At 59.8% G+C, this 26,974-nt stretch carries 22 protein-coding genes and 1 other RNA gene; 11 read left to right on the top strand and 12 right to left on the bottom strand.

Annotated features, from left to right (window positions below; all coding sequences use genetic code 11):
- Nucleotides 1–384 precede the first annotated feature (384 nt).
- A complete protein-coding gene (pyrB, locus tag MHM85_RS15220) occupies nucleotides 385–1,410 on the top strand; it encodes an aspartate carbamoyltransferase (RefSeq protein WP_139526262.1) in 1,026 nt (341 codons plus the stop codon).
- Nucleotides 1,411–1,415: 5 nt separating this feature from the next.
- On the opposite strand, the gene ruvX is transcribed toward pyrB, so the two are convergent.
- From ruvX to MHM85_RS15185, 7 genes are all read right to left on the bottom strand, one after another.
- Nucleotides 1,416–1,871, bottom strand: a complete 456-nt coding sequence (gene ruvX, locus MHM85_RS15215) for a Holliday junction resolvase RuvX (protein ID WP_139526211.1) — start codon at nucleotides 1,869–1,871, stop codon at nucleotides 1,416–1,418.
- Nucleotides 1,872–1,899: 28 nt separating this feature from the next.
- Nucleotides 1,900–2,457, bottom strand: a complete 558-nt coding sequence (locus MHM85_RS15210) for a YqgE/AlgH family protein (RefSeq protein WP_139526210.1) — start codon at nucleotides 2,455–2,457, stop codon at nucleotides 1,900–1,902.
- 67 nt (nucleotides 2,458–2,524) lie between these two features.
- The gene (gene gshB, locus MHM85_RS15205) at nucleotides 2,525–3,481 is read right to left on the bottom strand and encodes a glutathione synthase (protein WP_139526209.1); all 957 of its coding nucleotides are present in this window, start codon (nucleotides 3,479–3,481) and stop codon (nucleotides 2,525–2,527) included.
- A 69-nt stretch (nucleotides 3,482–3,550) separates the two neighbouring features.
- Nucleotides 3,551–4,255: a S1-like domain-containing RNA-binding protein gene (locus MHM85_RS15200; RefSeq protein ID WP_139526208.1), complete on the bottom strand. Its 705-nt coding sequence runs from the start codon at nucleotides 4,253–4,255 to the stop codon at nucleotides 3,551–3,553.
- Nucleotides 4,256–4,392: 137 nt separating this feature from the next.
- Nucleotides 4,393–5,160: a 16S rRNA (uracil(1498)-N(3))-methyltransferase gene (locus MHM85_RS15195; RefSeq protein ID WP_139526207.1), complete on the bottom strand. Its 768-nt coding sequence runs from the start codon at nucleotides 5,158–5,160 to the stop codon at nucleotides 4,393–4,395.
- Nucleotides 5,161–5,163: 3 nt separating this feature from the next.
- Complete coding sequence (gene secB, locus MHM85_RS15190) at nucleotides 5,164–5,673, bottom strand: protein-export chaperone SecB (protein ID WP_139526206.1); 510 nt, start codon at nucleotides 5,671–5,673, stop codon at nucleotides 5,164–5,166.
- 63 nt (nucleotides 5,674–5,736) lie between these two features.
- A complete protein-coding gene (locus MHM85_RS15185; protein WP_139526205.1) occupies nucleotides 5,737–6,159 on the bottom strand; it encodes a rhodanese-like domain-containing protein in 423 nt (140 codons plus the stop codon).
- 254 nt (nucleotides 6,160–6,413) lie between these two features.
- Between MHM85_RS15185 and gpmI the strand changes: the two genes are divergently transcribed.
- From gpmI to MHM85_RS15170, 3 genes are all read left to right on the top strand, one after another.
- The gene (gene gpmI, locus MHM85_RS15180) at nucleotides 6,414–7,976 is read left to right on the top strand and encodes a 2,3-bisphosphoglycerate-independent phosphoglycerate mutase (protein ID WP_139526204.1); all 1,563 of its coding nucleotides are present in this window, start codon (nucleotides 6,414–6,416) and stop codon (nucleotides 7,974–7,976) included.
- Nucleotides 7,976–9,118 carry a peptidoglycan DD-metalloendopeptidase family protein gene (locus MHM85_RS15175; RefSeq protein WP_139526203.1) on the top strand — a complete coding sequence of 381 codons (1,143 nt, stop codon included), beginning with the start codon at nucleotides 7,976–7,978 and terminating at the stop codon, nucleotides 9,116–9,118. The genes gpmI and MHM85_RS15175 overlap by 1 nt, the downstream gene beginning before the upstream one ends.
- 117 nt (nucleotides 9,119–9,235) lie before the next feature.
- Nucleotides 9,236–10,537 (top strand): S41 family peptidase, encoded by a 1,302-nt coding sequence (locus tag MHM85_RS15170; RefSeq protein WP_139526202.1) that lies wholly within the window; start codon nucleotides 9,236–9,238, stop codon nucleotides 10,535–10,537.
- Here the strand turns inward: MHM85_RS15170 and MHM85_RS15165 are convergent.
- From MHM85_RS15165 to MHM85_RS15150, 4 genes are all read right to left on the bottom strand, one after another.
- Complete coding sequence (locus tag MHM85_RS15165; protein WP_139526201.1) at nucleotides 10,534–11,790, bottom strand: UbiH/UbiF/VisC/COQ6 family ubiquinone biosynthesis hydroxylase; 1,257 nt, start codon at nucleotides 11,788–11,790, stop codon at nucleotides 10,534–10,536. The genes MHM85_RS15170 and MHM85_RS15165 overlap by 4 nt on opposite strands.
- Nucleotides 11,791–11,853: 63 nt before the next feature.
- The gene (ubiH, locus tag MHM85_RS15160; RefSeq protein WP_139526200.1) at nucleotides 11,854–13,092 is read right to left on the bottom strand and encodes a 2-octaprenyl-6-methoxyphenyl hydroxylase; all 1,239 of its coding nucleotides are present in this window, start codon (nucleotides 13,090–13,092) and stop codon (nucleotides 11,854–11,856) included.
- A gap of 90 nt (nucleotides 13,093–13,182) precedes the next feature.
- On the bottom strand, nucleotides 13,183–14,520 hold the full coding sequence (gene pepP / locus MHM85_RS15155) for a Xaa-Pro aminopeptidase (protein WP_139526199.1): 1,338 nt from the start codon (nucleotides 14,518–14,520) through the stop codon (nucleotides 13,183–13,185).
- 23 nt (nucleotides 14,521–14,543) lie between these two features.
- Nucleotides 14,544–15,122, bottom strand: a complete 579-nt coding sequence (locus MHM85_RS15150; RefSeq protein ID WP_139526198.1) for a YecA family protein — start codon at nucleotides 15,120–15,122, stop codon at nucleotides 14,544–14,546.
- A 167-nt stretch (nucleotides 15,123–15,289) separates the two neighbouring features.
- Between MHM85_RS15150 and MHM85_RS15145 the strand changes: the two genes are divergently transcribed.
- The 3 genes from MHM85_RS15145 (at nucleotide 15,290) to MHM85_RS15135 (ending at nucleotide 16,478) form a co-directional block, all read left to right on the top strand.
- Nucleotides 15,290–15,595 (top strand): cell division protein ZapA, encoded by a 306-nt coding sequence (locus MHM85_RS15145; RefSeq protein ID WP_139526197.1) that lies wholly within the window; start codon nucleotides 15,290–15,292, stop codon nucleotides 15,593–15,595.
- 58 nt (nucleotides 15,596–15,653) lie between these two features.
- Nucleotides 15,654–15,836: non-coding RNA, 6S RNA (gene ssrS, locus MHM85_RS15140), on the top strand.
- 6 nt (nucleotides 15,837–15,842) lie between these two features.
- Nucleotides 15,843–16,478 carry a 5-formyltetrahydrofolate cyclo-ligase gene (locus tag MHM85_RS15135; RefSeq protein ID WP_231125627.1) on the top strand — a complete coding sequence of 212 codons (636 nt, stop codon included), beginning with the start codon at nucleotides 15,843–15,845 and terminating at the stop codon, nucleotides 16,476–16,478.
- Between the two features lie 410 nt (nucleotides 16,479–16,888).
- Here the strand turns inward: MHM85_RS15135 and ilvA are convergent, their stop codons facing one another.
- Nucleotides 16,889–18,403, bottom strand: coding sequence for a threonine ammonia-lyase, biosynthetic (gene ilvA / locus MHM85_RS15130; RefSeq protein ID WP_139526195.1), 1,515 nt, complete (start codon nucleotides 18,401–18,403; stop codon nucleotides 16,889–16,891).
- A gap of 158 nt (nucleotides 18,404–18,561) precedes the next feature.
- On the opposite strand from ilvA, the gene rpiA reads away from it, so the two are divergent.
- From rpiA to MHM85_RS15110, 4 genes are all read left to right on the top strand, one after another.
- A complete protein-coding gene (gene rpiA / locus MHM85_RS15125; RefSeq protein ID WP_139526194.1) occupies nucleotides 18,562–19,236 on the top strand; it encodes a ribose-5-phosphate isomerase RpiA in 675 nt (224 codons plus the stop codon).
- A 239-nt stretch (nucleotides 19,237–19,475) separates the two neighbouring features.
- On the top strand, nucleotides 19,476–20,447 hold the full coding sequence (locus tag MHM85_RS15120) for an NAD-dependent epimerase/dehydratase family protein (protein ID WP_139526193.1): 972 nt from the start codon (nucleotides 19,476–19,478) through the stop codon (nucleotides 20,445–20,447).
- A 39-nt stretch (nucleotides 20,448–20,486) separates the two neighbouring features.
- Entirely contained in the window at nucleotides 20,487–23,297 is a 2,811-nt protein-coding gene (locus MHM85_RS15115) for a bifunctional glycoside hydrolase 114/ polysaccharide deacetylase family protein (RefSeq protein WP_239286352.1), read from the top strand.
- Nucleotides 23,284–26,973 (top strand): tetratricopeptide repeat protein, encoded by a 3,690-nt coding sequence (locus MHM85_RS15110; protein ID WP_176558222.1) that lies wholly within the window; start codon nucleotides 23,284–23,286, stop codon nucleotides 26,971–26,973. Before MHM85_RS15115 ends, MHM85_RS15110 begins: the two co-directional genes overlap by 14 nt.
- Nucleotide 26,974 lies beyond the last annotated feature (1 nt).

The raw sequence follows: 26,974 nt of genomic DNA, 5'->3' as shown, positions 1-26,974 counted from the left end.
CCCGATGACCTGACCCGTATTGCCTCAGCGAGGAAGGCGTATTCTACGCATTCCGTGGTGTTTGTCAACCGCTGTTTTCAGCGGGCGAAGCGAGCGATCTGACCAACCTACCACAGAGCTCTAACTTCCTGACAAACAAGAGGTTTTTCAACCTCATCACCGCTGGTAACGCTGGGCGTCCCCGGCAGCGGATGCGTACTTTACGGGCTCAAAGCCGGGTTGGCAAGGGCTAATTATCTAATAGTCGAAAAAAGTCTCGGCCAGATCATCTGTTCTCTCATATCAGGGGGCGGAAACCGCTTCGGCACGTCTGGTTTGGCGGTTACACTTAGCGCTTTATACGGCGGCCACCTTCACCCACGCCCACTAATGATGAGGTCCATGATGAGCCAGCACCTATTAACTGTCGATTCATTAAACCGCGATAGCGTCGATCACCTATTGCGCGTAGCAGCTCGCATGGAGCCGATTGCGAGTCGCCGTCAGGTGACGCGGGTGCTGGAAGGAGCGGTTCTGGGCAATTTGTTTTTCGAGGCGAGCACCCGTACGCGGGTGAGCTTCAATGCCGCCTTCTGCCGACTGGGGGGAAGCGTATGCGACACCACGGGCTTTACCTTCTCGTCCATGGCGAAAGGCGAGTCGCTGTACGACACCAGCCGCGTCATGAGCGGTTACTGCGATGCCATCGTCATGCGTCACCCTGACCAAGGGTCGGTCGCCGAATTTGCTGCGGCAACTCACGTTCCGGTCATCAACGGTGGCGACGGCCCAGGCGAACATCCCAGTCAGGCACTGTTGGATCTCTATACGATCGATAAGGAGTTTCAGCGGTTGGGCAAGCGCTTGAGCGGGGCACACATTCTGTTGACCGGTGATTTGAAGTACGGGCGTACGGTGCATTCGCTCATCAAGCTGCTGTCGCTCTATGACCCGCTGCGCATAACGCTGGTGTCCCCACCGGGGTTGGAGATGCCCACCCATCTGATCGATCTAGTGACGTCGCGCGGTCACCGCGTCGAACAGCGGGACTCGCTGGCCAGCGATTTCAGCGACCTGGACGTGGTGTACACCACACGTATTCAGAAGGAGCGTTTTACCGATGAGATGAACGAGAGCTTCCAGGGGCTCTCCGATGACTTCATGGTCAATCGTGATTTTCTTGACCAGCGTTGCAGCCAAAGCACGATCGTGATGCACCCGTTGCCCCGTGATAGCCGCCCGGGCGCCAACGACTTGAACGTCGATTTGAACGGCGACCCTCGGCTGGCGATTTTCCGCCAAACCGATAACGGTATTCCCATGCGGATGGCGATCTTTGCCACGCTGCTAAAAGTAGACGAGTTGATTGAAAAGGATCTGCGGCCCGTGCGTTGGTTTGTGCCATCACAAACCGGCACGCTGGACCGCTAATCGCGTTAATGTGTCGTGCGCCCGCCGGGAAGGCCTTCCTGGTGGGCGAACCAGCCTTCCAAAATCAGCACCGCCGCAATGCCATCCACGCTCTCTTCTCGGTAATTCCCTCGGTGCCCCGCCCCGTGGGCAATTCGCTTGGCTTCTTGGGTGGAACCACGCTCATCGACCATTTCGCATGGTTTGCCGTAGCGACCATGCAAACGGTTGCCGAACTTGCGCGCCCGCGTGCTCATGAGCGACTCGCTGCCATCCATATTGAGCGGCAAGCCGACGACGAACAGATCGGGCTGCCACTCGTCGATGAGGCGCGTGACCACGTTCCAGTCGGGTATACCGTCACGCGCAGGCAGCGGCGCCAGCTCCCGCGCACTGTGAAGCAGCTCGTTGCCCACGGCCACGCCGATGCGCCGCGTTCCAAAATCAAATGCCAAGATCAGACGCTGCCCGTTACTTGCCATGCGTCTTACGCCTCATCCAGCCACACGCTCACGCGTGCCCTGCATTGCGTGTCATGAGGTTTAGGTCGACCCCAAGGATACCTGCAGCGGCCGCAAGACGTTCAGCCGGTGGCGTATCAAAAAGCACGTTGCTGTGGCCCTCTACGGTGAGCCAGGCGTTCTCTTTCAACTCATCCTCTAATTGACCCACATCCCAACCGGCACAGCCCAAGCATACTAAGAAGTGCTCAGGTCCGTTACCATCGGCAAGCGCTTGGAGGATATCCATGGAGGTCGTCAGGGCAATGCCGTCTTCCACCTGAACGCTGGAGTCCCACGCCTGACTGTCGCCAACATGGAGAATGAAGCCGCGATCTTTATGCATCGGGCCACCGTAGTAGACCGGCGCATTGCGGTAGGGGCTGTCGTCGCCTCCCAATGAAAGCTGCTCGAACAGCGCATCCAGGGTGATTTCCATCGGGCGATTGACGATCACGCCCATGCAGCCGTTGTGGTCGTGATCACATAGATAAATCAGGCTGCCCGCGAAGTTGGGGTCTTCCAAGTGGGGCATCGCCATCAAAAAGTGGTGTTTTAAACTTTGCATGCGTCTCCTGCGGCTTGCCAATCGCTCGGCAAGCCTTGCGTCATAGGGCGGGTTGAGCCGTCACCGGTTAAGCCAAGCGACGCTCGATCGCGTCCAGCAGCATTCCGGCAATGTCGGTGCCGCGCTGGTCGTCGATTTCACGAACACAGGTAGGGCTCGTCACGTTGATTTCGGTGATATAGTCGCCAATCACGTCCAAACCGACGAACATCAGTCCTTTCTCGCGAATCATCGGCTGCACCTGCTGAATCAACCAGTGGTCGCGTTCGGTCAGTTCGCGACTCACGCCGCGCCCGCCGGCAGCCAGGTTGCCGCGGGTTTCGCCCGCCGAGGGAATGCGCGCAAGGCCAAACGGCACCGGTTCCCCATCGACCAAGAGAATCCGCGTATCGCCATCCTTTATGGCCGGCAGATAGCGCTGGGCCATGATTTGACGCTGACCGCGCAGCGTCAGCTGCTCGATCACCGCGCCAATGTTGCGGCCCTCGGGGCCGATATGAAAAATTCCTGTACCCCCCATGCCATCGAGCGGCTTGAAGATCACATCGCCATGCTCGGCATGGAACGCGCGCAGCACGTCATCGCGGCTGGCGACGACCGTCGGCGCGCAGCACTGGGGAAACTGCTGGGCAAAGAGCTTCTCGTTACACTGTAGCAGGGCTGCCGTGGGATTGACGATCAACACGCCCTCACGCTCGGCAAAGCCCAGCAGATGCACCGCGTTGATGAATTCGGCATCCACCGGCGGGTCTTTCCGCATCAGCACTACGTCCAGTTCGGCCAGCGGGCGTTGAGTCGCCTCGCCTAGGTCGTACCAGTGTTCGGGGTTTCGGTGCACTGTGAGAGGGCGCATCCGCGCATAGGCCTGGCCCGCTTGCAAGAAAAGATCCTCCTGCTCCATATAGTGAAGCGTGTAGCCACGCTCTTGGGCAGCCCACAGCATGGCCAAGGTAGTGTCTTTCTTGTACGCGATGTCGCTGATGGGATCCATCACCACACCGAGGTGCAACGTTGATTGGCTCATCGAAATACAGTCCATGCAGGATCAATAAGTCATCAGTATGCCGCACTGCAGGCACGGCTCCAACCGCGGCTATTGATCCGACGTATCGGAGAGCGCACCGGGTACCAGGCGGATCGCATCCGGCGCCAGGGTGATCAACTGCTGTTTATAGAGTCGGCCAATCGCCTGTTTATACGCGCTTTTGCTCACGCCCAGTCGCGTTTTGATATCGTGCGCCGAACTTTTATCACCTAACGGTAAATAGCCGCCGCTTTCGCGCAGCGCCTTCAGCACTTTATCCCCCACGACGTCCAGGCGTGCCGCGCCGGGCGGTAGCAGCGAGATATCCACGCGACCATCCTCGCGGCGCTGTTTCACAAAGCCTTTTAGCGACTGCCCACGACGCAGCGGCTGGGTAATGTCGTCCTGATAGATCAAACCCCAATAGCGGTGATTGACCACCACTTTCATGCCTAGGTCCGTGCGGTCGGCCACTACCAAATCGACTTCGTCGCCCTTCTCTAACGCCCAGGCGTCATCCGTCAGAAAACGATCGAGGCGCATGGTAGCGACCGGGCGCCCCTGATCGTCACTGTACAGCATCACCAACACCCGCTTGCCAGGGTCGGGGCGAAAACGCTGTTCGCTGTAAGGCAGCAGCACGTCTTTGGGCTGCCCCCAGCGCAAAAAGGCTCCGGTACTATTCACCGCCGTCACGGTTAAATAGGCCACATCGCCCAGCTGGGCCGACGCATCGCTGACAGATCGAGGGGTGGCGTGTGATTCACGGACCATGGGTGCTGTCCTTACTGGAAGTAGAACGTCATTATGGTACCTTGCCAAAGCTAGGCAAAGCGGCGTCGGATGAAGAGAGCGCCAGGTACAAAAAACCGCTGCCGAAGCAAACACGGCAGCGGCTTGATAGTAAGCGCTTACATATCGCCGAAGTGATGCTGTAGAAGCGTTAGCGCAACGACAGGGGCCGTTTCCGTACGCAGCACACGCGGGCCCAGCGTCAGAGGCATAAAGTGGCTGGCGGTCGCGGCCTGAATATCTGCCTCGCTCAAGCCGCCCTCCGGGCCGATCAGCAGCGCGGCAGACGCCGGGCACTCTGACTGAGCAAAGCCATTACCCGTCGCTAGGTGCAGCATCAAGCGCAGGGGCTCCTGGCGCTCGGCCAGCCACTCGCCTAACGTCTGCGGGGGGTGCACGGGTGGCACTACCGCCCGGCCGCTCTGCTCGCAGGCGCTGGCCGCCACGGCCTGCCAATGCGCCAGCTTCTTTTCTTCACGGTCGCCTTTCAAACGTACATCGCCCCGCTCGGTATAGAGCGGGGTAATCGCCGCCACGCCGAGTTCGACGGCTTTTTGAATGGCGTAATCCATGCGATCGCCCTTGGAAATCGCTTGCCCAAGATGCACCGCCAGCGGTGACTCGCCGCTACCCGCCCATACCGCTTCCACGGTCACGGTCGTCTGCTTGCGGCTCACCTCGGCTAACCGCACGCCTGCTTCTTGGCCACGGCCGTCGAATACGATCAGCGGCGCGCCTTCGCCCATACGCAGCACGCGAGTCACGTGCTTGGCCGGGCCGTCGGGCAGCGCTAGCGTCGTGCCCGCCAACAGCTCGGCAGGCACATAGAGACGGGGCATTTTACCGTGTCGGGCCTGCCAATCGGCGGCGGTCAGCGTGTCCGACATGGCTTAGTGCGTGTTCTCAGCCGCTTGGCTAGCCTGCTGCGCTTCGCGCTGCTTGCGCTGGGCATACATGGCTTCGAAGTTGACCGGTGCCAGCATCAGCGGCGGGAAACCGCCACGGTTGACCAGGTTATCGACGCACTCACGGGCATACGGGAACAGCAGATTGGGGCAGAACGCACCCAATGTCTGATCGAGCTGCGCGCCTTCGATACCCGCAATACGGAACAGGCCCGCCTGCTCGACTTCCGCCAAGAACGAGGTCGTGCCGGTTTCGCTGTCGTTGACCTGCGCGGTCACTTTCACCACGACTTCGTACTGGTCGTCGGCCACTTTCTGGCTGGTGGTGTTGAGGTCCAGGTTGACCTTGGGCTTGAACGCTTGCTTGAACACGGAGGGAGAGTTCGGCGCTTCGAAAGAGATGTCTTTCACGTAGATACGCTGTAACGAGAATTTCAGCTGAGGTTTTTCGCCTTCTGCGGCGCCTGCCTGCGGGGTGTTGTTATCTTCCGCCATGGGATACTCCTAATCGTTCTTCCATTAAAAAAGGTGCGGCGTTACCGCGACGTATGCTCTCGTTTACTTCTTGACCACCGGGAGGCCATCCGCCTGCCACTGCGCCATGCCACCACGCAGCTTCATCGCCCGCTCGAATCCGGCTTTGGCGAGCTTCGCTTGGGCAGCGCCAGAGCTTTGGCCATGCTTGCACACCACGATGATTGGCTGGCTTTTCACTTTATCCAGCTCGCTCATGCGGCTGTCGAGGCTGCTTTGGGGAATATTGCGAGCGCCAGCGATATGCCCGGCTTTGAAGTCTTTGCTCTCACGAATGTCCAGCACTACCGCATCTTCACGGTTGATGAGCTGAGTGGCCTGCGTGGAGGACACCGCATTCGAAGCGGCGCTGCGCGTTTCATAAACGATCCACGCTATGAGCACCAGCAAAAATGCCCCCACGAGGAGGGGGTGGTTCATTACGAATTCGAACAGCTGATCGATCATCGCGAACACAATCTCTTGGTCTATGCAGAAAAAAGCGGCCTAGCCGCCCTCAGAAACACGACGAGTATACACGTCACAGGGCATACCGCGCAGGCCATGACGCCCGACGGCTGCCTGCGTTATGATGCCCCAAGCGCGCGCCTGTCGCGACCCCGATTATCAGGTGCTGTCTGAAAACTGGTAGAGCCGCCCTCGCCAGGCTTTCAAACCGTACCTCACGTCGCTTGGCTGACCCACAAAAGAGGGATTCTTTCATGGCATCATCTGCACCGCGCCCCGTGGCGCTGATCATCCTAGACGGCTACGGCCACAACCCCGATAGCGCTCATAACGCCGTGGCAGCGGCCAACACACCGGTGATGGACGCACTGTGGGCCAACCGTCCCCACGCCTTCGTGCATACCGATGGCCGCCATGTCGGGCTCCCCGACGGGCAGATGGGTAATTCCGAAGTCGGCCATATGAACTTGGGGGCCGGACGCATCGTTTACCAGGACTTCACCCGCATCACCAAAGCCATCGAAGAGGGCGACCTGGACACCAACGAGGTGCTCACCAAGCCGATCGACGACGCCGTTGCCAATGGCCGCGCCGTGCATCTGCTCGGCTTGCTCTCACCAGGCGGCGTGCACAGCCACGAAGATCACTTCATCGCCCTGGCCGAGCTGGCAGCGCGGCGCGGTGCCCAGCGCATCTACGTGCACGCCTTTCTAGACGGTCGCGACATGCCCCCACAGAGCGCGTTGGCGTCCATCGAGCGCGCCAACGCACGGTTATCCGAACTCGTCGGCGCCGATAACGGTTTTGTCGCCTCCATCATTGGACGCTTCTTCGCCATGGACCGCGACAACCGCTGGGAGCGCGTCGAGCAAGCCTACCGGTTGCTCACCGGCGGCCACGCGGAGTACACGGCCACCAGCGCGGAAAGCGGCTTGCGTGATGCTTACGAGCGCGGTGAAACCGACGAATTCGTGGCCGCAACCAGCGTGCCGGTCAACGGTCATGCCGTGACGTTACACGATGGCGACGCGGCGATCTTTATGAATTTTCGCTCCGACCGCGCCCGCGAACTCACGCGCGCCTTTACCGAATCGGGGTTTACCGGCTTCGAACGTCAGGCACGCCCAACGCTGGCAGGCGATGGTTTGGTGATGATGACCCAGTATGCCGCCGACATCGATGCGCCTGCCGCGTTTCCGCCCACCGATCTCACCGATACGCTGGGTGAGGTAGTGGCCAAGCGCGGCCTCACTCAGTTACGCATTGCGGAAACGGAGAAGTACCCCCACGTAACGTTCTTCTTCTCTGGCGGTAACGAGGCCGAGTACGAAGGGGAAGAGCGCATTTTGGTGCCCTCCCCTCGCGACGTCAAAACCTACGACGAAAAGCCCGAAATGAGTGCGTTCGAGATCACCGACAAGCTCGTTGAAGCGATCGATAGCGGCCGTTTCGATCTCATGGTGTGTAACTACGCCAACGGCGACATGGTCGGCCACACCGGGGATTTCGATGCCGCCGTGAAAGCGATCGAGACCGTCGACATTTGCGTTGGTCGCGTGGTGGAGGCCATCGAGCGCGCAGGCGGTGCCTGCCTGATTACCGCCGATCACGGCAATGCCGAACAGATGGTCCACCCGGACACCGGCGCCCCACAAACCGCACACACCACCTTCGTGGTGCCTCTGGTATACGTGGGTGAGCGGGCGGCAGAGCTCGACGACGGCCGCCTGTGCGACCTGGCCCCCACGCTGCTGACCATGATGGACCAGCCGCAGCCTGAGGCGATGACGGGCAAGCCGCTGCTGCGTTTTACCTAATGCCCATGTGGCGACCACTCGCCCTCGCCGCTCTGCTGCTGGCCTTGAGCCAGCAGCCCGCCTTGGCGCAGCAGAACGAACGCGCCGCCCGGGAGCAACTCGACGCGCTCGGGCAGGAGATCGACGCCATGGCCGAGCGGCTCAGCGCGACCGGTCAAGCCCGCGATAGCGCTCAACGCGAGCTGCAGGCCGTGGAAACCGAGCTCGCCGAGACGCACCAGCGGCTGGATCAACTTCAGGCCGAGCGGCGTCAACTCAACGATGAAACTACTCAATTACGCCAACATCGCGAACGCTTGCAGAGCGAACGGGAGTCTCAGTATCAGGCGCTCGGTCAGCAGCTCGCCGCGCTCTACCGGTTAGGGCCGACGCCCCAACTCAAGCTGCTGCTCAATCAAAGCGACCCTGCCGAACTGGACCGCATGCAGGCCTACTTGAATCGGCTGACGCAGGCGCGCCAGCAGCGTCTCACCGATATTGCGCGGCTGGACACGGCGCTTGCCGATACCGAACGGGCACTGGCGGAGCGCCAAGCGCGTTTGGATACGTTGGCGAACGAGCTGGAAACCCAAAGCGCTCTGCTCGCCGAGCGCACCGAAGCGCGCCGTGGCGTGGTGGAGACGCTGGATGACCGCTACGGGAGCGAGGCGGACCGACTGGCCGACCTGAACCAGAGTCGCGAACAGGCCGAGCAACAGCTCCGCGCGATTCAGGCCGAACTGGCCCGCATGGCAGAGCCCACGCCCACCACGCACATCACCCGCACGCAAGGGGATTTGCCTTGGCCCGTGCAAGGCAGCATCACCGCCAGCTTTCAGCGGCGGAACGGGGTTCACTACAACGGCATCGTGATTCAGGCCAGCGAAGGCACGGCGGTCACGGCGGTTCATTCGGGCCGTGTGGTGTTTGCCGACTGGATGCGAGGGTTCGGTAACTTATTGATCATCGACCACGGCGATCAGATCATGACGCTGTATGCGCACCTGCAACAGTTCAGCGCCCGTCCCGGTCAACAGGTGAGTCGTGGCGATGCCATAGGCCGAGTGGGCAATAGTGGAGGACAATCCCGACCCGCCCTCTATTTCGAAGTGCGACGAGGCGGAGAACCTATTAATCCGCAACGTTGGATTGCGCGCCGTTGACGGGATAAGCTGGTGCTACTCTCTTTATAGTCACGTTCTTTATTGTCGCTCTCTTTACCATGAACCTCACAACCCGTGCAGTGCCACTGGCACTGCCTTTCGCCTAGCGGAGTCCGCATGACGCTATCTGTTACCGAGGTATCGGCCCCTGCCAAGCGCTTATTGGCCACCCTGCTACCGCTCGCGCTGCTGGCGGCCCCGCTCCCTCTGGCAGCCCAGCCGTCGAACAGCGCCGCTGATGATCTGCCGTTGGAAGAGATTCAAACGTTCGCCGAGGTCTTCGAGCGTATCAAGCGCGGCTACGTCGAAGAGGTCGACGACCGTACGCTGCTGCGTAACGCCATGCGGGGCATGCTCAGCGAGCTCGACCCTCATTCGGCCTACTTGGATGAAGAGGAGTACCAAAGCCTGCGGGAGTCTACCCAAGGCGAGTTTGGCGGCATCGGTATCGAAGTCGGCACCCAAAATGGCCAACTGATGGTCGTCACGCCCATCGATGACACGCCCGCCTCCCGGGCAGGCCTGCTGTCTCAGGACATCATTGTGGCCATCGATGGCACCCCCACCGATAGCCTCTCACTGCAGGAAGCCGTCAATCTGATGCGCGGTGAGCCAGGCACCACGCTGCGCCTGACGATTTTGCGTTCTGGCGAAGAGGCACCACGGGAGTTTACCCTCACCCGTGAAGTGATCCGCAGTGAGAGCGTCAAACAGGAGACGCTGGAACCCGGCTACGGCTATTTACGCATTAGCCAATTCCAGTCCCGCACGCCCGAGCAGGCTCGCCGAGCCTTGGAGCGCATGGCGCGAGAGCAGCCTCTGGAAGGGTTGATTCTCGATTTGCGCAATAATCCTGGCGGCGTCTTGCAGGCAGCGGTCGGCGTGGCCGATCTGTTCCTCGATGACGGGCTCATCGTCTATACCGAAGGACGTCTTTCGGACACCGAGATGTCGTTTTCGGCGTCTCCCGACACCCCCGCCGGTGACGTGCCGCTCGTGGTCCTCATCAATAGCGGTAGCGCGTCGGCTGCGGAAATCGTCGCGGGCGCCCTGCAAGACCAGCGCCGGGGTGTCATCATGGGAACAGAAAGCTTCGGTAAAGGCTCCGTGCAGCAGATCATGCCGCTGGGCAATGGCGAAGGCTTAAAGCTGACAACCGCGCTGTACTACACCCCCAATGGCCGCTCGATCCAGGCGCAAGGTATCGAACCCGACGTAGAAGTGGTGCGTGGCCGCCTGGAAGTGGCGGAGGCGCGACGCGCCATTCGTGAGGCGGACTTGGACGGACACCTCGGTAGCCAAAGCGACATGCCTCCCGAGCGTGCCGCCATGTCTCAGCGGTTACGCGACGACTACCAGCTTAGCGAGGCGCTTAATTTGCTGAAAGCGCTGAACGTCGTGGATCGCCGCCGCGGCTAACGGCAGGAGATCGGCAGGCGACCCCGCTCTCCGGTCGCCTGCCGCATCACCAAGCGCTTAAGCGGTACGAACTTGTTCATGCCGCTCATCCCGACGTTGCGCGCCAGCGTCAGCACCGGCTGCTGGCTACCAAACAGCTGCTTGAAGCCTTTCATCAGCCCCAGCATGGTGGCGTTATCCAAACGCCTTCGACGCTCGAAACGGCTGAGTGTCGTTACGTTGCCCCAGGGCGCGCCGCGCCGCCACGCCCCAACGACTTCTTCCGCCAATACCGCAGCGTCCATCAAGCCCAAATTAACGCCCTGCCCGGCCAGCGGATGCAGACTGTGGGCGGCATCACCTACCAACGCGAAGTTGGGCTGCACATAATGCTGGGCGTGGCGCTGGACCAGCGGGAAACGGTAGGCACGATCCACAGGCACGACCTCCCCCAAACGATGCTCGAACGCCTCGCCGAGCGCCTTCCCCAGCGCTTCTGGCGAGTGCTCGGTCAGCCCTTGGGCATGCTCGGGCGTGGTGGACCAGACAATGGAACAGTAGCGGTCGTCTCCGTTCACGGTGAGCGGTAAGAACGCCAGCGGACGGCCGCCCAGGAAAGCTTGTCGTGCGGTACCGCCGTGGGGATGAGTACAGCGCACCGTGGTGACCACCGCCTCTTGCGCCATCGACTCCTCGGCCACCGGGATGCCCGCTAGCGCTCGTAGCGCAGAGCGCGCGCCATCGGCGGCGACGAGCAGCGGCGTCTGTAGCTGCCTGCCATCGTCGAGCACCAGCCAGCGGCCACGCGCCGTGGTTTGCAGCGCCTCCACCCGCACACCATCCAACCGCGTCAACGTCGGCTGCTTGGCCACTTGCTCGTTAAGCGCCGCCAGCGTCACCTCGTTCTCGACGATGTGCCCCAGCGTGGCGGTGCCTGCCTCGTCGGCCGAAAAACGAATACGACCGCTGCCCTCGGCATCCCACACCTCCATGTACCGGTAAGGTGTGACGCGCGCCGCCTCCATGGCGGGCCAAGCCCCCAAATGGGTGAGCAGCCGCTGTGACACCGGCGTCAGTGCGCTAACGCGTGGGGCGGGAACTCCGTCGGCCACATCCTGCAAGCGCAGCGGTGACGGCTTGGCTTCTACTAGCGCCACCTGCATACCCGCCTCGGCCAATAGCCCGGCCAGCGCCGTGCCCACCATGCCCGCTCCTACGATCACGGCATCGAAAGGGATGATGGAAGGCTTAGCCGCGTCTGCTGACGTAGTCATAACACTCCTTGGCTTGGGTAGATGAGAGCCATCGTTGAGGGATTCGTGCGCTGTCGCCGCGCATCAGCGTTCTAGCCCCATAGCTCGGCGTGCCAAACGGCGGCGCAGCGGGCCGATCAAATTGAGGCCTATCAGCCCTGCTCCCCGCGCGTGCGGTAGCAGCGGCAGCGAGTAGCCAAACAGGCGCACCAAGCCATCGCTAAAACGAATCACGTTGGCGCGGTCTTGAGCTCGGCGTCGCTCGAACGCCTGCAGCGTCGCCATATCTCCCAGGGCGCGCTGCTGCTCGGCACCTTGGGCAAGGGCTTCGACCAAATCCATCACCGAGCGCAGCGCCAGGTTGAAGCCTTGGCCTGCCACAGGATGCAGCGCATGGGCGGCATTGCCTAACACAGCCAAGCCGGGCCGCACGGGCTCCTCCGCGGTCACTAGCGAGAGCGGATAGCTAAACCGCTGGCCCACCTTGGTAAATCGGCCGACCCGGTCGCCGAACGCCCGCTGAAGCGCTCTCAAGAACGCCGCGTCAGACAGCGCCATTCGAGCGGTTTCGCTACCGCTGGCGTGCGTCCAGACCAGCTCCATGGCTTGACCTGGCAACGGCAGTAGTGCAATGGGTCCTTCCGAGGTAAAGCGCTCGTAGGCAATGCCCTGGTGGGGCTGACTGATGCCCACATGGGCAATCACGGCGGTTTGTTCATAAGAGTGGCGGCGACTGGCGATACCGAGCTGCTCTTTCAACCCAGAGCGGCCGCCATCGGCCAAAATGGTCAACGCCGCCGTCAGCTCACTGCCATCGGAAAGCCGTAAATGGTGGCCGCTGGCCGTGGGCGTTAACCGTGCCACCGTGGCCGGACAGTGCCACTCGATAGGCAGTTGCTGCAGCTTCTGATGCAGCACTCGCCCCATCCAGGCATTGGGAATCACGTGCCCCAAGGCAGCAACGCCTAGCTCTTGCGCATTGAGGCGCGTCGCGCCCAACCGGCCCCGCTCGCTGATATGGATACGCTGAATCGGCGTGGCCTCGGCCTGCATCGCTTCCCACACCCCTAGCTGACGAAAGCGCTGGGCCGAGCCTTCGGCGATGGCACTCGCCCGGGCATCGAAGCTCGGTTGCCACGTCGCGCCTTCCGTACTTTGCGATAGCGCATTGGCTTCGATGATGGCGACCCGCCAGCCATAGCGCTCGATGAGCGGTGCCAATGCACAGCCCAAACTGGCCCCCACCAACCCACCGCCCACGATCACGACGTCATGGGTGGGCGACGGCGCTTGTGGACGTGATTCCTGCTCAGCCCTATACATTGGCCTCTCCTCCTTCATACAGCGCGACCACAGCGATTCGTAATTCCGTAATGTAGATTACATAAACTTCCAGGCGTCTAACGAAGCTGATTATTTATTAGCCATTAGTTTCTCGATATCTTCCACCTGCTTCGGTACGTCGGCGGTCAAAATGTCATGGCCCTGTTCGGTGACCACTACGTTATCCTCGATACGAATGCCGATACCGCGATAAGCTTCTGGAATATCGTCGTCGCAGGGAATGTAAAGACCGGGTTCGACGGTCAGCACCATGCCTGGCATCAGTGGCCGTGGTGTGGCCTCATCGAGGCGATAGGTACCTACGTCGTGCACATCCAGTCCTAACCAGTGAGACGTGGAGTGAAGGTAGAAGCGCCGGTAGCTCTCGTCATCGATACGCGCTTGCACGTCGCCCGTCAGCAGGCCTACCTCGATGAGGCCAGCGGTAAGGTCCTCCACAACGCCTTGGTGGATATCTGCTAGCGTAGCGCCTGGAGCAATGGCTTTCACCGCCCGCTCCTGTGCGCCTAACACCACGTGGTAGAGTTCCCGCTGGGCGTCGTTGAAGCGCCCACCGACCGGAAAGGTGCGTGTGATGTCGCCTGCGTAGAGATCGAATTCCGCCCCAGCATCGATCAGTACGAGCGTGTTCTCTTCCAGCACATCGCTGTTTTCAATATAGTGCAGCACGCAGGCATTGGCCCCGCCGCCCACGATAGTGCTGTAGGCTGGCCCGCTAGCCCCGTGCCAAACAAAGGTGTGTTCCAGCTCGGCCTGGAGCTGATACTCATACACTCCTGCCTGGCAGGTGCGCATGGCGCGAACATGGGCCTGAGCGGAAATCGCCGCCGCATGGCGCAAAAGCGCAATTTCGGCGGGGCTTTTGATCAGGCGCATTTCGTGAATCAGCGGGCGGCTATCCAACCAACCCTTCAACGGCGGTTTGCCCCGACGCATACCCGACTGAGCCTGAGCCAGCGCTTCTTTGGCAATGCCCAGCGCGTCGGGGTTATCCAGCGGCGCATAGAGCAGCTCAAGACCTTCGAGCAGCGAGGGTAGCCGTGCGTCGCGCTCGGCATTTTCGAATGCCTGGTCGAGACCATGCTGGCTGACAACGCCCTGAGCCCCTAGCCGACGGCCGGTCCAAGCTTCCAGATGGGGGTCGCGATCTTGGCAGAACACCACGCTTTGCCCTTCGCCACGGCCCGGCAACAGCACCAGTAGCGCGTCCGGCTCCTGAAAGCCGGTCAAATAGTAAAAGTCGCTCTGCTGGCGGAACGGGTACTCGCTGTCGTGGGAGCGAGTCACCAAGGACGCCCCAGGCACCAGCAGCGCCGCATGGCTTGGCAGCTTGGCCAGCAGCGACGCTCGGCGCTGACGGTACTCTTCAGGCGAAATGGCAGCAGGGCGAGGCAATGGCTTGGGCATAACGGCTCCTATCGCGTGGTGGCTCAATGAACGGGGGCGTCGGTTTGCTCTACTTGGGGCTGACCGGGATGCTGTTCGGTGTAGAGCAACATGGCCGCCATTCGCGCGTGTTCCGTCAGCGCAAACAGGTCGTTCTCGTTCTCCGGGCTATCGTCGATGTCGGTCTCGATCTGGCCGAGGCCTTCCAGATCATCGATCGCTTCTTTCAAGGTCTGCGACCAGCGCTCCCGAAGCGCGTCGTCGACGACGTCCTCGATGACTTCCATGAAGCCCAACGTCCACTCTTTCAGCCCTTGCGCCTGCTCGGCAAGAGAGAACAGCTCGTCGGGCAGCAGCGGTGCGTAATTCATGTCGCTCGCGCTCAGCGCTTCCAACGTCTGGCGGCGCCAGCCCAACAGGCGCTCGGCGCTAGCCTGATCACGGGGTTGCTCGACCCCCAGGCTTAGACACACTTCTTCCAGCCATGCGTCGGCAGTGACATCCCGCAGTGCCAACAAGCCGCACAGCCGTCCGTCCAGAAAGGCAGGAGACTGCATACTGCCGTGGAGTAAAAATACATCCGCTACGTCAGAAAAATCCTGCCGTTCGTCAATCAATGACATGATTCTTGCTCGCTTTACCAAAGATAAGGGTATGACCAAAGGGATAGGGCGGGAAGCCTTCGCGTTGACCCCGCACAAGCGGCTCTCTTATAGTGAACGCCGTCTATCCTTCCTATGTAGTGATGTTAACGCATCGGGACCCTTGCTGGCCCGTGCTGGAGTCTTTGATGAGTCACGCAAAGCGGCCAACGAAAGAGATTACCCTACTGGGTCGCAGCTATATGATTGCTTGCGACACCGGCGAAGAAGCCCAGCTCGAACGCGCTGCTCGCTATTTGGACCGCGCGATGCACGGCATACACGCCCAAAGCAGCGTCCTGGGAAGTGAGCGCATCGCCATCATGGCCGCGCTCAATATTACCCATGAATTGCTAGAAGCGCTGGATGAGCACCGGGCCGGTGAAGCCAATCTGAACCGTTTGAGCGAGCGGCTCGAGCGTGCTCTAGCGGGCACTCGGCGCAATGCGCCTTGAACCACGCCTTCTTGCAACCGAGACTTTGGCATTAGCTGCGGCTCTGTTAGGATAGCGGTGTTCTCTGGGATGTACGCCAGTCGTTATAGTCCCTCGAGCCTATGCGCAGTACCCAGGGGGCCAAATGCTAGCCAGACCCGTGTGCATGTCCGTGCGTCGGAAAGCCTGACGGTTTGGCTGCGGCCACCCACCTGAACCAGTAGGTTCAGGGCCAGAACGACAGCGGCATTCTGGGGAACACTTTGCCATGACGTCTTATGAGATGAGCCTTACCTCACCTAATGACAAGCCAGCCCTCCGGCGCGAGCTGAAACGTCGTCGTCGCGCGCTCTCCGCCGAACAGCAGCGGCAAGCCGCCTTGGCGCTATGCCAGCGCTTGAAGCAGCTCCCTGAAATCCGTCGCGCCAAGCGCATCAGCCTCTACCTGCCGGTCAATAGCGAGATTGACCCTACGCCACTCATTCCTTGGCTACGCAAACGGCGTGTGGCCATCTACTTGCCCGTGCTTCGCCCGTTTAGCGCCAACAGCCTTTGGTTCGTGGCGTACGACGCCAACACCCCCATGATCCACAATCGCTTCGGTATTGCCGAACCTTGTCCGCGATTTGCCGTTCAGCGCCGCCATCGACTGCCCGCCTGGGCACTGGACACGCTCATCGTGCCGCTAGTGGGTTTCGATCGTCAGGCGAATCGAATGGGCATGGGCGGTGGATTTTACGACCGCAGCTTGTCGTTCATGCGTCATCCCGGGCCAGCCCCTGCGCTGATTGGCGTGGCTCATGCCTGTCAGCAAGTAGCATCGCTGCCCGTTGAACCTTGGGATATTCCTCTCACTGCGGTCGCCAGCGATACCGGCGTGGTACGCCCAATAAAAACGGGCTGATCACAAGGATCAGCCCGTTTTTATTGTCTATTCACCCAGTAGGTGCAGCATGGTTGCCAAGGACGCTCACATTAACCGTTGGTTAACTTCCTGATAGCGCCTGTGCATATCCAGTGGCTAATACGCCGAGTAAAAACACCACTGTTAACGCCATCACCATATCAGGCTTTCTACGCCGCATGCCTCTTCTCCAACGTCTTTCGCAGTTGCCAAATACCCTTAAGTGCGCCACCAAACTTTTCATGTCGAGAAGATGACACACCTCATTAATTTCGTTCACGACTATAGGGCCATAAGGGGCTCGATGACAACTGCTAAAAGCACTATTTTAAGCCCTCAATTAAACGTTTCAGTCACTCTCACCTGCCTAGCAGCTCTAGCCCATACTGTTAGCGCTTACTTACATTAGGTTACGCCATAAAGAGTCGATAGGCGGGGTTATCGCTCTCTTGCCAATAGCGGTAGCCAATGGCATCCAAGTACTCGGTGACGTGCGTGCGATCCTCGCTCGGCACTTGCATACCCACTAATACACGCCCATAAGCAGCACCGTGATTACGATAGTGAAATAGAGAGATATTCCAATCGTGTGGCAGTTGAGTTAAAAAATTCATCAGTGCACCAGGACGCTCTGGAAACTCAAAGCGATAAAGCTCCTCTTCAAAACGCTCGCTGGGGCGTCCGCCACTTAAATGGCGAATATGCAGCTTTGCTAATTCATTATCGGTTAAATCTTCCACCTGATAACCACCTTCGCGCAATTTATCGATCACCGCCTGTCGATCCTCACCGCCCGGCTTGATTTGAACGCCCACGAAGATATGCGCGTCGCTATCATCGGCGTAGCGGTAGCTAAATTCGGTCACCATCCGTTTCCCCAGCGTGCGGCAGAACTTCTTGAAGCTGCCGGGTTTTTCGGCGATGGTAACGGCCAAGATGGCTTCGCGCTGCTCGCCTAGCTCGGTACGTTCGGCAATGTGCTGCAGGCGGTCGAAGTTGGTATTGGCCCCCGAATTGATACACAGCAGCGTCTCGCCTTCAGCCCCCGTCTGCTGAACGTACTTTTTGAGACCTGCCAACGAGAGTGCGCCAGAGGTTTCAGCAACGGCGCGAGTATCTTCGAAAATATCCTTTACCGCGGCACACATCTCATCGGTATTCACGGTAATCACGTCGTCGACGAGGTCGCGCACCAGCGAGAACGGCACTTCACCAATTTGCGCTACCGCAACGCCTTCGGCAAAGACACCGACCTGATCCAACACCACGCGCTCGCCGGCCTCCATAGCGGCTTTGAGACAGGCGCTATCCTCGGCTTCCACGCCGATGATTTTGATGTCTGGACGCAGGTACTTTACGTAGGCTGCCACGCCGGCAATCAGGCCACCGCCGCCGACGGGGATGAAAATCGCGTCCAAACGCCCTCCGTGCTGGCGCAGAATTTCGACACCAATGGTGCCTTGCCCGGCCACCACGTCGATGTCGTCAAACGGTGGAATATAGGTGTAACCGTGCTCGTTGATCAGTTCCTGAGCATGCTCGGCAGCCGCCGCGAAGGCATCGCCTTTGAGGACTACCTTAGCGCCACGAGCGCGCACCGCTTGAACCTTGATATCCGGAGTGATGCGCGGCATGACGATGACCGCTTTCACGCCCATCAGCTTGGCGGCCATAGCCAACCCCTGAGCGTGGTTGCCCGCCGACGCCGCGATGACCCCTTTGGCCTTCTGCTCATCGGTCAACTGGGCCATTTTGTTGTAGGCACCACGAATTTTGAACGAAAAGACCGGCTGTAAATCCTCACGTTTGATCAAAATCTGGTTATTGAAGCGACGCGACAAAAAGGGAGCGGGCGAAATGGGCGTCTCACAAGCGGCTTCATAAACGCGGGCTTGGAGGATCTTTTTGACGGTGGCTTCGAGCATGCTGACATCCCAGAAAAATGACGTGACCCTGGCGGGCGCGAGAAAAGCCTTTATTGGTAGCAGATGACAATGGGCAACGTCCAGCGGCGTTTCCATCGGCACTGGACGCTTGGCCCGTTATACTAAGGGCGACTGCCTCTCCGACTATTGGACCCATCATGACACAAGATGAATTGAAAGCGGCGGTAGCCGACGCTGCTATCGACGAGATTACGCCTCACTTGGAAAAAGAGACCGTACTGGGTATTGGTACCGGCTCGACGGCCAACCTGTTTATCGACCGCCTAGGCCCCTTACGCGACCGTTTCAAAGGCGCCGTGGCCAGCTCAGAAGCCAGCGCCGAACGACTAAAAGGTCTCGGCATAGAGGTGTTCGAGCTCAATCATGTGGGCGACGTGCCTTTTTATATCGATGGCGCAGACGAAGTAAATGCACACTTACATATGATCAAAGGCGGTGGTGCAGCGCTCACGAGAGAAAAAATCGTCGCTGCCTGCGCCAAGCGTTTCATCTGTATTGCCGATGGTTCGAAATACGTGGCACAGCTAGGCCAGTTTCCGCTACCCGTGGAAGTCATTCCCATGGCGCGCTCCTACGTCGCCCGTGAGCTGGTCAAGCTAGGGGCAGAGCCGGTGTATCGCCAAGGCGTGGTGACGGATAACGGTAACCATATTATTGACTGCTTCAACTTTATGATTGAGGACCCGGTGGCAATGGAAGCGCGTATCAACGCTATCGTCGGTGTCGTGACCAACGGTCTATTTGCCGCGCGTGGCGCCGATGTGCTGCTACTGGGTAAGACGGATGGCGTAGAGCGCAAGGCGTTACGCTAACCTTGAGTCACCCATCTCATTAAGGGGCCAGCCCAGTGCTGGCCCTTTCTTTTATTCAAAGGGGCTTGCCACTCATTCAATGAGACTTAGAAGAAGCCTCTTTTACTGAGGAGAAATATCAGCCTTTCTCTCCTTGTATCTCAATGTAAATCAATTAAACATTAAGATACATTCTGTTTCAAAGCACGAATCCTTAGTGTCACACTATCGGGTGTTTTGGGCCTCACGGGAGAAAGACCATGCTAACGTACCCACATCATGTATTGGTGACTGGCGGCGCAGGATTCATCGGCTCCCATACCGTCGAGCGACTGTTGCAAGACAACCATCGCGTCAGGGTATTAGATAACTTCTCCACAGGGCGTTTAAGCAACCTCCCTACACACCCTTTACTAGACGTCGTCGTCGGCGATATTCGCAGCGTAGAGGATGTTCAAACCGCCATGAAGGGGGTGACACATTGTTTGCATCTAGCTGCCCAAGTCTCCGTGGCAAGCTCCGTTGCCGATCCTGTGGGCTCTGCCACCCATAATATTTTAGGTGCCCTCAACGTCATGCATGCGGCGTCTATGGCCCATGTGAGTAAACTCGTCTACGCCTCCTCGGCTGCGGTGTACGGTATTCCTGCACAACTGCCATTGCCAGAAGAGGCCGAACTGCAGCCTTTATCACCGTATGGACTAGAGAAGTGGATCGATGAGCGCTATGCGGCCCTATTAGGTAGTCTGCATGGCCTACCCAGCCTAGGGCTTCGCTATTTCAATGTGTATGGTCCCCGCCAAGACCCTAACTCCCCGTATGCGGGCGTCATTGCACGCTTCCTCGACCGTCTTCTCAGCCATCAGCCCCCCCTAGTGTTCGGGGATGGCTTGCAATCGCGGGATTTTATTTATGTGGGCGATATTGCCCGGGCAAACGTGGCCGCCTTATTTAGCCCCCAGTGCGGCATCTGCAACGTAGCCACTGGTCAGCAGATTGATTTGCTCACGTTAATTGATCTGTTGGGACAACTGACCCACTGCCATTTGACCCCACAGCACCTGCCCGCCAAAGCCGAGGATATTCGGGACTCGTGCGGCAACAACCGACGTTTATCCGAGTGGTTAATGATCGAGCCAACGTGGACCTTGACAGAAGGCTTAAGCGAGCTGATTAGTTATGTAAGCCCTGCGCACGGCTATCTTGATGAGCCCTCGCGCATAAACGCTTAGCCCCTTCTTCACCGACTCTTGACACGACAGGTGGCACCGATGGCGAAGCTTTTTATGCGCACGCTGACATGGCTGCTTCTCGGGCTTATCGGCTCCGCTGTTTACGCAAACTCCCCCGTCCAACAGCCTAGCGTTGCGTTTTACTACGGTAACGAGCCCCCGGTTGAACTGCTCTCTCAGTTTGACTGGATCGTGGTGGAGGCCGCCAATGTCGACAGCGCCGAGCAGCGCCTGCTGGCGCAGCATGGAGGCCAGCCGTTTGCCTATGTCAGCATCGGTGAGCTCGACGCATGGCGGGGGGCTGCCACCTCGCTGCCCGCTGATGCACTCGTCACCTCTAACACCGCCTGGAATAGCCAGGTGGCCGATCTCACCCACTCGGCGTGGCGTACTTACCTAATTGAGGAGCACATTCGCCCGCTCTGGGAGACAGGATATCGCGGCCTGTTTCTAGATACCTTAGACAGCTATCGCTTATTTGCACCCGATGGTCCGGCCGCCGAACGTCAGCAGGCCGCACTGGTGGACATCATTCATTCCATCAAGCAGCAGTTTCCCGACATGCAGCTGCTCCTCAACCGTGGGTTTGAAGTGCTGAACCAGGTGCAAGGGCAGATCGTTGGCGTCGCGGCGGAGTCGCTTTATCGCGGCTGGAACCCGGCCACCCAAGTGTATGGTGCCGTCCCCGACAACGATCGAGCCTGGCTGTATACGCAGCTCGCCCGCGTGCGCGACCACTATCGCTTACCGGCCATTGCCATTGATTATGTACCCGCCAATAACCGTACGCTTGCCAGAGAAACCGCCCAACGGATTCATGGTGAAGGGTTTATTCCCTGGGTTAGCGTGCCGCAGCTCAATCAAATGGGCGTGGGACTCATTGAGCCCATCCCACGCAGAGTGCTGATCTTTTTCGATAAGGCTAAAACGGAAGCTGGGGAGCTGGCCTACACCAACGCGCATCGCTACCTGGCGATGCCACTGGAATACCTGGGTTATGGAGCAGAATATCTGGACGTCAATGGGCCACTACCCAGCGATCTGCTACATGGCCGTTACGCCGGTGTCGTGACCTGGTTCAACGAACCTATTGCGAACGCTCCCCGCTATAGCGCCTGGTTACAGCACCAGATGGAGCACGGCTTGCGAGCCGCGATAGTGGGTATACCGGGGATCCCGATTTCCGGCACGCTAGGCCGCTTGATGGGGCTGCGTGAGGTCTACGGCATCAACCCTCAAGGCCTCACCCTGGCCAGTCATGATGACGTCGCCAATTTCGAGGGCATGCCAACCCCGCCGCCCGTGCCACAAACCAGCTACGAAATTGTGGGCAGTGGGCTCACCGCCCACCTCACCATTCGCGACAGCACGGGCCGCCAATTTTCGCCCATTGTGACCGGCGCCTGGGGAGGCTTGGCCAGCCACCCATGGGTGGTTGAAGAGGCGAACGAGTATCAAAAACGCTGGAACATCGACCCGTTTGTCTTTTTGCAGCGCGCCCTGGCACTTCCCGATATGCCAGTGCCCGACGCCACCACAGAGAACGGCGCACGTTATTGGATGACCCAGATCGATGGCGACGCCTTTGTCAGCCGAGCCGATCTGCCGGGCACGCCCTTTACCGGCGAATTGATGCTGTCCGATATTCTGATGCGCTATCAAGTCCCTACGACGGTATCGATCATCGAGGGTGAAATAGGCCCAGACGGCCTGTACCCGCAGTACCGCTCGGTACTCGAGCCCTTGGCACGTCGTATCTTCGCGCTGCCTTGGGTAGAGGTGGCGACCCATACCTTCAGCCACCCCTTCGAATGGGAAAGCCTCAAAGAAAATGATTTAGCGGGTCAGGGAACCACCACCGCAGGCTTCAACTACAACCTGCCGATACCCAACTACCGGTTTTCATTACGTCGAGAAATTGAAGGTTCTGCCCGCTACATCAACCGCGCGCTAGCCCCCACTGACAAGCCGGTCAGCGTCGTGCTCTGGACAGGCAACGCGCTGCCGCCGGAAGAAGCCTTGGCCATTGCCGATGAGCTGGGGCTTCGCAATATCAATGGCGGCAACACCAGTGTTACCCATAGCAACCCCACCATGACCCGGGTGTCTCCGATGCTGCGCCCCGTGGGCCACTACCTGCAGGTCTACGCGCCGCAAATCAATGAAAACGTCTACACCAACAATATGCTTGGCCCGCTCTGGGGCTATCGGCGCGCCATTGAAACCTACCAGATCACCGATCAGCCTCGCCGCTTAAAGCCCATCGATATCTATTACCACTTTTATTCGGCCGCCAGTCCCGGCGCGCTACGGGCACTGCACCAAGTGTACGAGTACGTGCTCACCCAAGAGACACTGCCGGTCTACACCAGCACCTGGAGCGATGTGGCCACCCAGTGGTACCACACGGGTGTTGCACGCCACCTGGACGGCGGCTGGGTGATTCAGGGTACCCAACACATGCGTACCCTGCGCCTGCCGACATCGCTTGGCTGGCCCGATCTGCAGCGCTCAACGAATGTGGCGGGTGTTCGCGAGATTGAGTCAGGTCGCTATGTGGCACTCTCAGGTACAAACGACGCCCAGCTGTATCTCACCCCTCATGCCCCGCAAACACCGCACTTGCGCTATGCCAACGGACGTATTGATACATGGCAGCACCTCTCTCCAGGCAACATCACCCTCTCCTTGGCAGCTGAGCAAGTGCCTCTGCAGGTGGAGCTTGCTGCCACCCAGGGCTGCCAAGTCTCAGCACCGACTGCGCGCCTAGAGCAGCGCGGCACCAGTACCTTCCTACACTATGGCAGCGCTCGCGGTGAGCGTATCGAGGTGCGCTGTGCTGTCCGATAAGCCTGCCATTACCGCGCGTAAGGGGGCGGCGCTACCCTCGCGGCGGCTCATTCGACCGCTCACGCTACGGCTCATTGCTGCCGTCGTGGCCTTGATACTGGTACTGCTTTTTCCGGCGCATCATCTGCTCACGCTGGAAAATAACGACAGTATGCCAAGCCGGATATCAATCCTTTACGCCCAGGCGCTGCTCAACGCTAACCCTGGCAATAGCGAGCTGCGTATCAGCCTCGCCAACAAACTGTTTCAGGTGGGCGAGTTTGCGCTCGCAAACGCAACCTTAGAACCGCTGCATAACAGTCCTGATACAGCAGTGCAGTGGTTGCGACTCAGCATCGAGTGGCAGTTGTTGGCGGCTATTGCTCCCGACCATTCAGACCGGTTGAACGCAGTTCAGCACTTTCAGCACTTGCTGCTGGCCTTTCAACGTCATGCGGTTCTGTCCTCGGATTATTTGGAAACCATGGCTACGTACTGGTTGGCCACGGAGCATCCAGCCCATGCAGCGGCCCTGTATGAGCGGCTAGGAGAACAGGACCGGGAACGTCAATACCACTGGCTTTCACTGGCAGGCCACTGGTGGCTGCGTGCGGGACACCCTGATCGTTCCGCTGCGGCTTGGCACCGCGCTTACCAAGTGGCGGAAACATCCGTGATGACACTCGGCTGGCTAGGCTGGCTGGTGAGCCCTGCCTACGCTCAAGCTGGCGAAGCATCGCCCGAGTCACTGAGACGGGCCGCGGCGCTTGAAGCGCTGCGCTCAGCACAGCAAAGCCAGGACGACGACGGCGTTGGTTACGCCCGCGAATACCTTAGTGTGTTTCCCAACGATCCTGAGCTGCTGGACCTGGGTATTCGTTTGGCGCTTGCCCACGGCCAGCCCCAACAGGCGCTAGCGTGGTCGCAGCGGCTCATCGACGTACGGCCCGACACTGCAACGCTGGAGCGTCATGTCACCATCGCGCTGGGGCTTAACGAGCTCGCCGCTGCGCTTGAAGCGCTGACCCTTCTCCGCCAACGTCACCCAGAGCAGCCGCGCTATTTAGAGCAGTTTGCGCAAACGCAGCAGTGGGCGGGCGATGCGGCGGGGGCCATGCAGAGTGCCCAAACATTAGCGAGACTGACAGGTGAAGAGCGGCATGATCGGTGGGTCGTGGCGCTGGCTCTTAGCGTGCGTGATCGCAACGCCGCCCTGCAGGCGCTCACCCGCCTGGAGAGCAATGGCACCATCACGCTAGAGGATCGCCGTCTCTGGGCAGACCTGCTGGAACAGCTGGGCGATCCAGATACCGCCATCGCCCGCATTCAATCCTGGCAAGCCGCCGGCATTCGCGACCAGGCGCTGGCCATCCGCGCCGCTACCTGGCTAGAGCAAACTGGACGCTTGGACGAAGCAGACGAGGCCTGGACCGCCATCACTGCGCAATACGGCGCTCAGCCTGCGTTTGTTCAAGCACAGAGCAACGTATTGGCACAAAACTGGCGGCTGGATAGCGCATTCGACGTGCTTGCCAACGCGCCATCCACTCCCCAAGACGCCGCCACCGGCTATTGGCAACAGCGGGCCGCCTTGGCATGGCAGTTAGGTGACAGTGCGGCCAGCTTAGAAGCCTATACCGCCCTGTTTGAGCAAGGTGCCCTTGATGCAGACGGCACCTCACGCCTTATCCAGACCGCCGCCGATCAGCAACAGTTAGACCTCGCCATGCGCGTATCGGAACAGCGCTGGACACAAGCGAAAGATGGCGATGCCTTAATCCAAATGCTGTACCTCGCCCAGCGTGAGCGCCAGCCTGCGCTGACACAAACGCTATTGGCCATGGCCGATCAAGCCCCAGAACAGTTTGCGCAGTCGCCCGATTACTGGGGAGCCGTCGCGCAGCAAGCCTTGTTGCAGCGAGCTCCAGGCGAGGCCATGGCGGCTTATCAGCGCGCCTTGGAGCTCTCAACCGATAACCCAAGCCTACAAGCGGGCATGCTTTACGCCCTGGCCGCAGCAGGCGAGTCGGACGTGCTGCGCCAACGCCTCGTAGAGTGGCAGCCCACCGCTGCCAATACGCCCGCCATGATGAGCGCCATGGCAGAGGGCCATCGCTATTTAGGCAATTTGGACCACGCATTGACGTGGTACGCCATGGCCAGCGATGCCCGCGTGCTGGATGACTGGCAGCAGCTTTATTACGCCGACGCGCTAGACCAAAGCGGCCAGCATAACGTTGCCTTTACCCGCCGTATCGCCGCCCTTAACCAACTCTCCCCTGGGCTGCTGAAAGATCTCGACGCACCGCTGAGCAGTGAGCAACGCCGTGAACAGATACAAGTGATGGCACTGGTTGCCCAGCGCCAGGGGCCAGACAGCGTACACGGCTGGTATCGCCATATCGTGGCCGACGCGTTTGCGACCACCCCCGCCCAAGCCCGTGAGAGCGAGTGGTTATTCGACGCCAACATCGCCCTACAGCGTCCACTCCATGCCCGCTATGTGCTGCTGCGCGCCCAGGCTCTGGGCTTCCCCAGCCCGCCATGGCAAGTGCTCGCCGTGGCGATGGAAAAAAATGATCGCGATACGCTAAAACAGCTGCTGGAGAGTGATCTAGGCCGCACGCTTTCTGCCACCGACCGGCTGGCCATCATGCGCCAGCTTGACCGCCGCCAGGATGCCCGTGCACTGGCAGAAACGCTGACCCAGGCAGGGGAAGACCATCGCCAAGACCTTGTGGAGCTCGCCCAGGACATGCCCCATCGGCTATCCAGCAGCGCTTCCTATCAACGCCTGGGAGAGCTGGAGATTGCCGAACAAGAAGCCGTTTACCAACTCAGCGGCGAACGCTTCTGGGGCCAGCTAACGCTGGTACAACGCCAGTTGGATGCTCCTTCTAATGACGTTGATAGCAGCGGTATCACCGATGAGCGCGGAGGCGAATTAACCCTGGGCTGGAATGGCCCCAGGCTCGATACCCAGCTCAACGTTGGCCAACTACAAACGGACCGGGTCAATCGCACCTATGGCAGCGCGACGCAGCGCTGGCAAGCTACGTCACGCCTTGCCGGTACGCTCTATGGCGAGATTAGCCAAACCTCAGAGATCAATGAGCGCCTACGGTTGCTGGCCATTGAGGATCGCGTGGGAGCCCAGCTGGAGTGGACACCCACCGCCCGCGATACCCTGACCCTCAACGCCAGTCATATCGACCTGCGTAGCCGGGAAACCCGCGCAAGCCTGGGAGAGGGTTACCGCGTCGATGCCGCCTGGCGACATGCGCTGATCAAAGGGGCAACGCGGCAGCTAGAGATAAGCCTGCTCGCTAACCACGCCGACTACCGTGTCAACGACGCTCTGCCTGACGATATTCAGCGGCGGCTCGCAGCAGACACCCAAGCCACCGATTTACTCACCGACACCAGCAGCTTTATGGGGGTGGGCGTCACACTGCGCCGCGGCAACCCGTACGCCACATCGCCAACGCTGGCCTCCCCCATGCTGGAAGTCGGGTTAGAGGCCGGCTACCGGCTGCCCGATAACGATATTGGGCTAAACGCTCGCCTGGCTGTCGGTAGTCGCCTATTTGGCAACGATGCGCTCAGCCTGCAGTTAGAAGCGGATCAAGGGTCTGGCAGCGAGGGTGACACTAGCCTGGGCGTGTCACTGACCTATCACTACTTTCTGGGGCACTAGC

It is taken from the genome of Halomonas sp. McD50-4 (assembly GCF_022348135.1).
Classification (GTDB): Bacteria; Pseudomonadota; Gammaproteobacteria; order Pseudomonadales; family Halomonadaceae; genus Vreelandella; species Vreelandella piezotolerans.
Note: the sequence above shows the minus strand (reverse complement) of the source record. Positions and strands in the feature narration are given on the sequence as shown.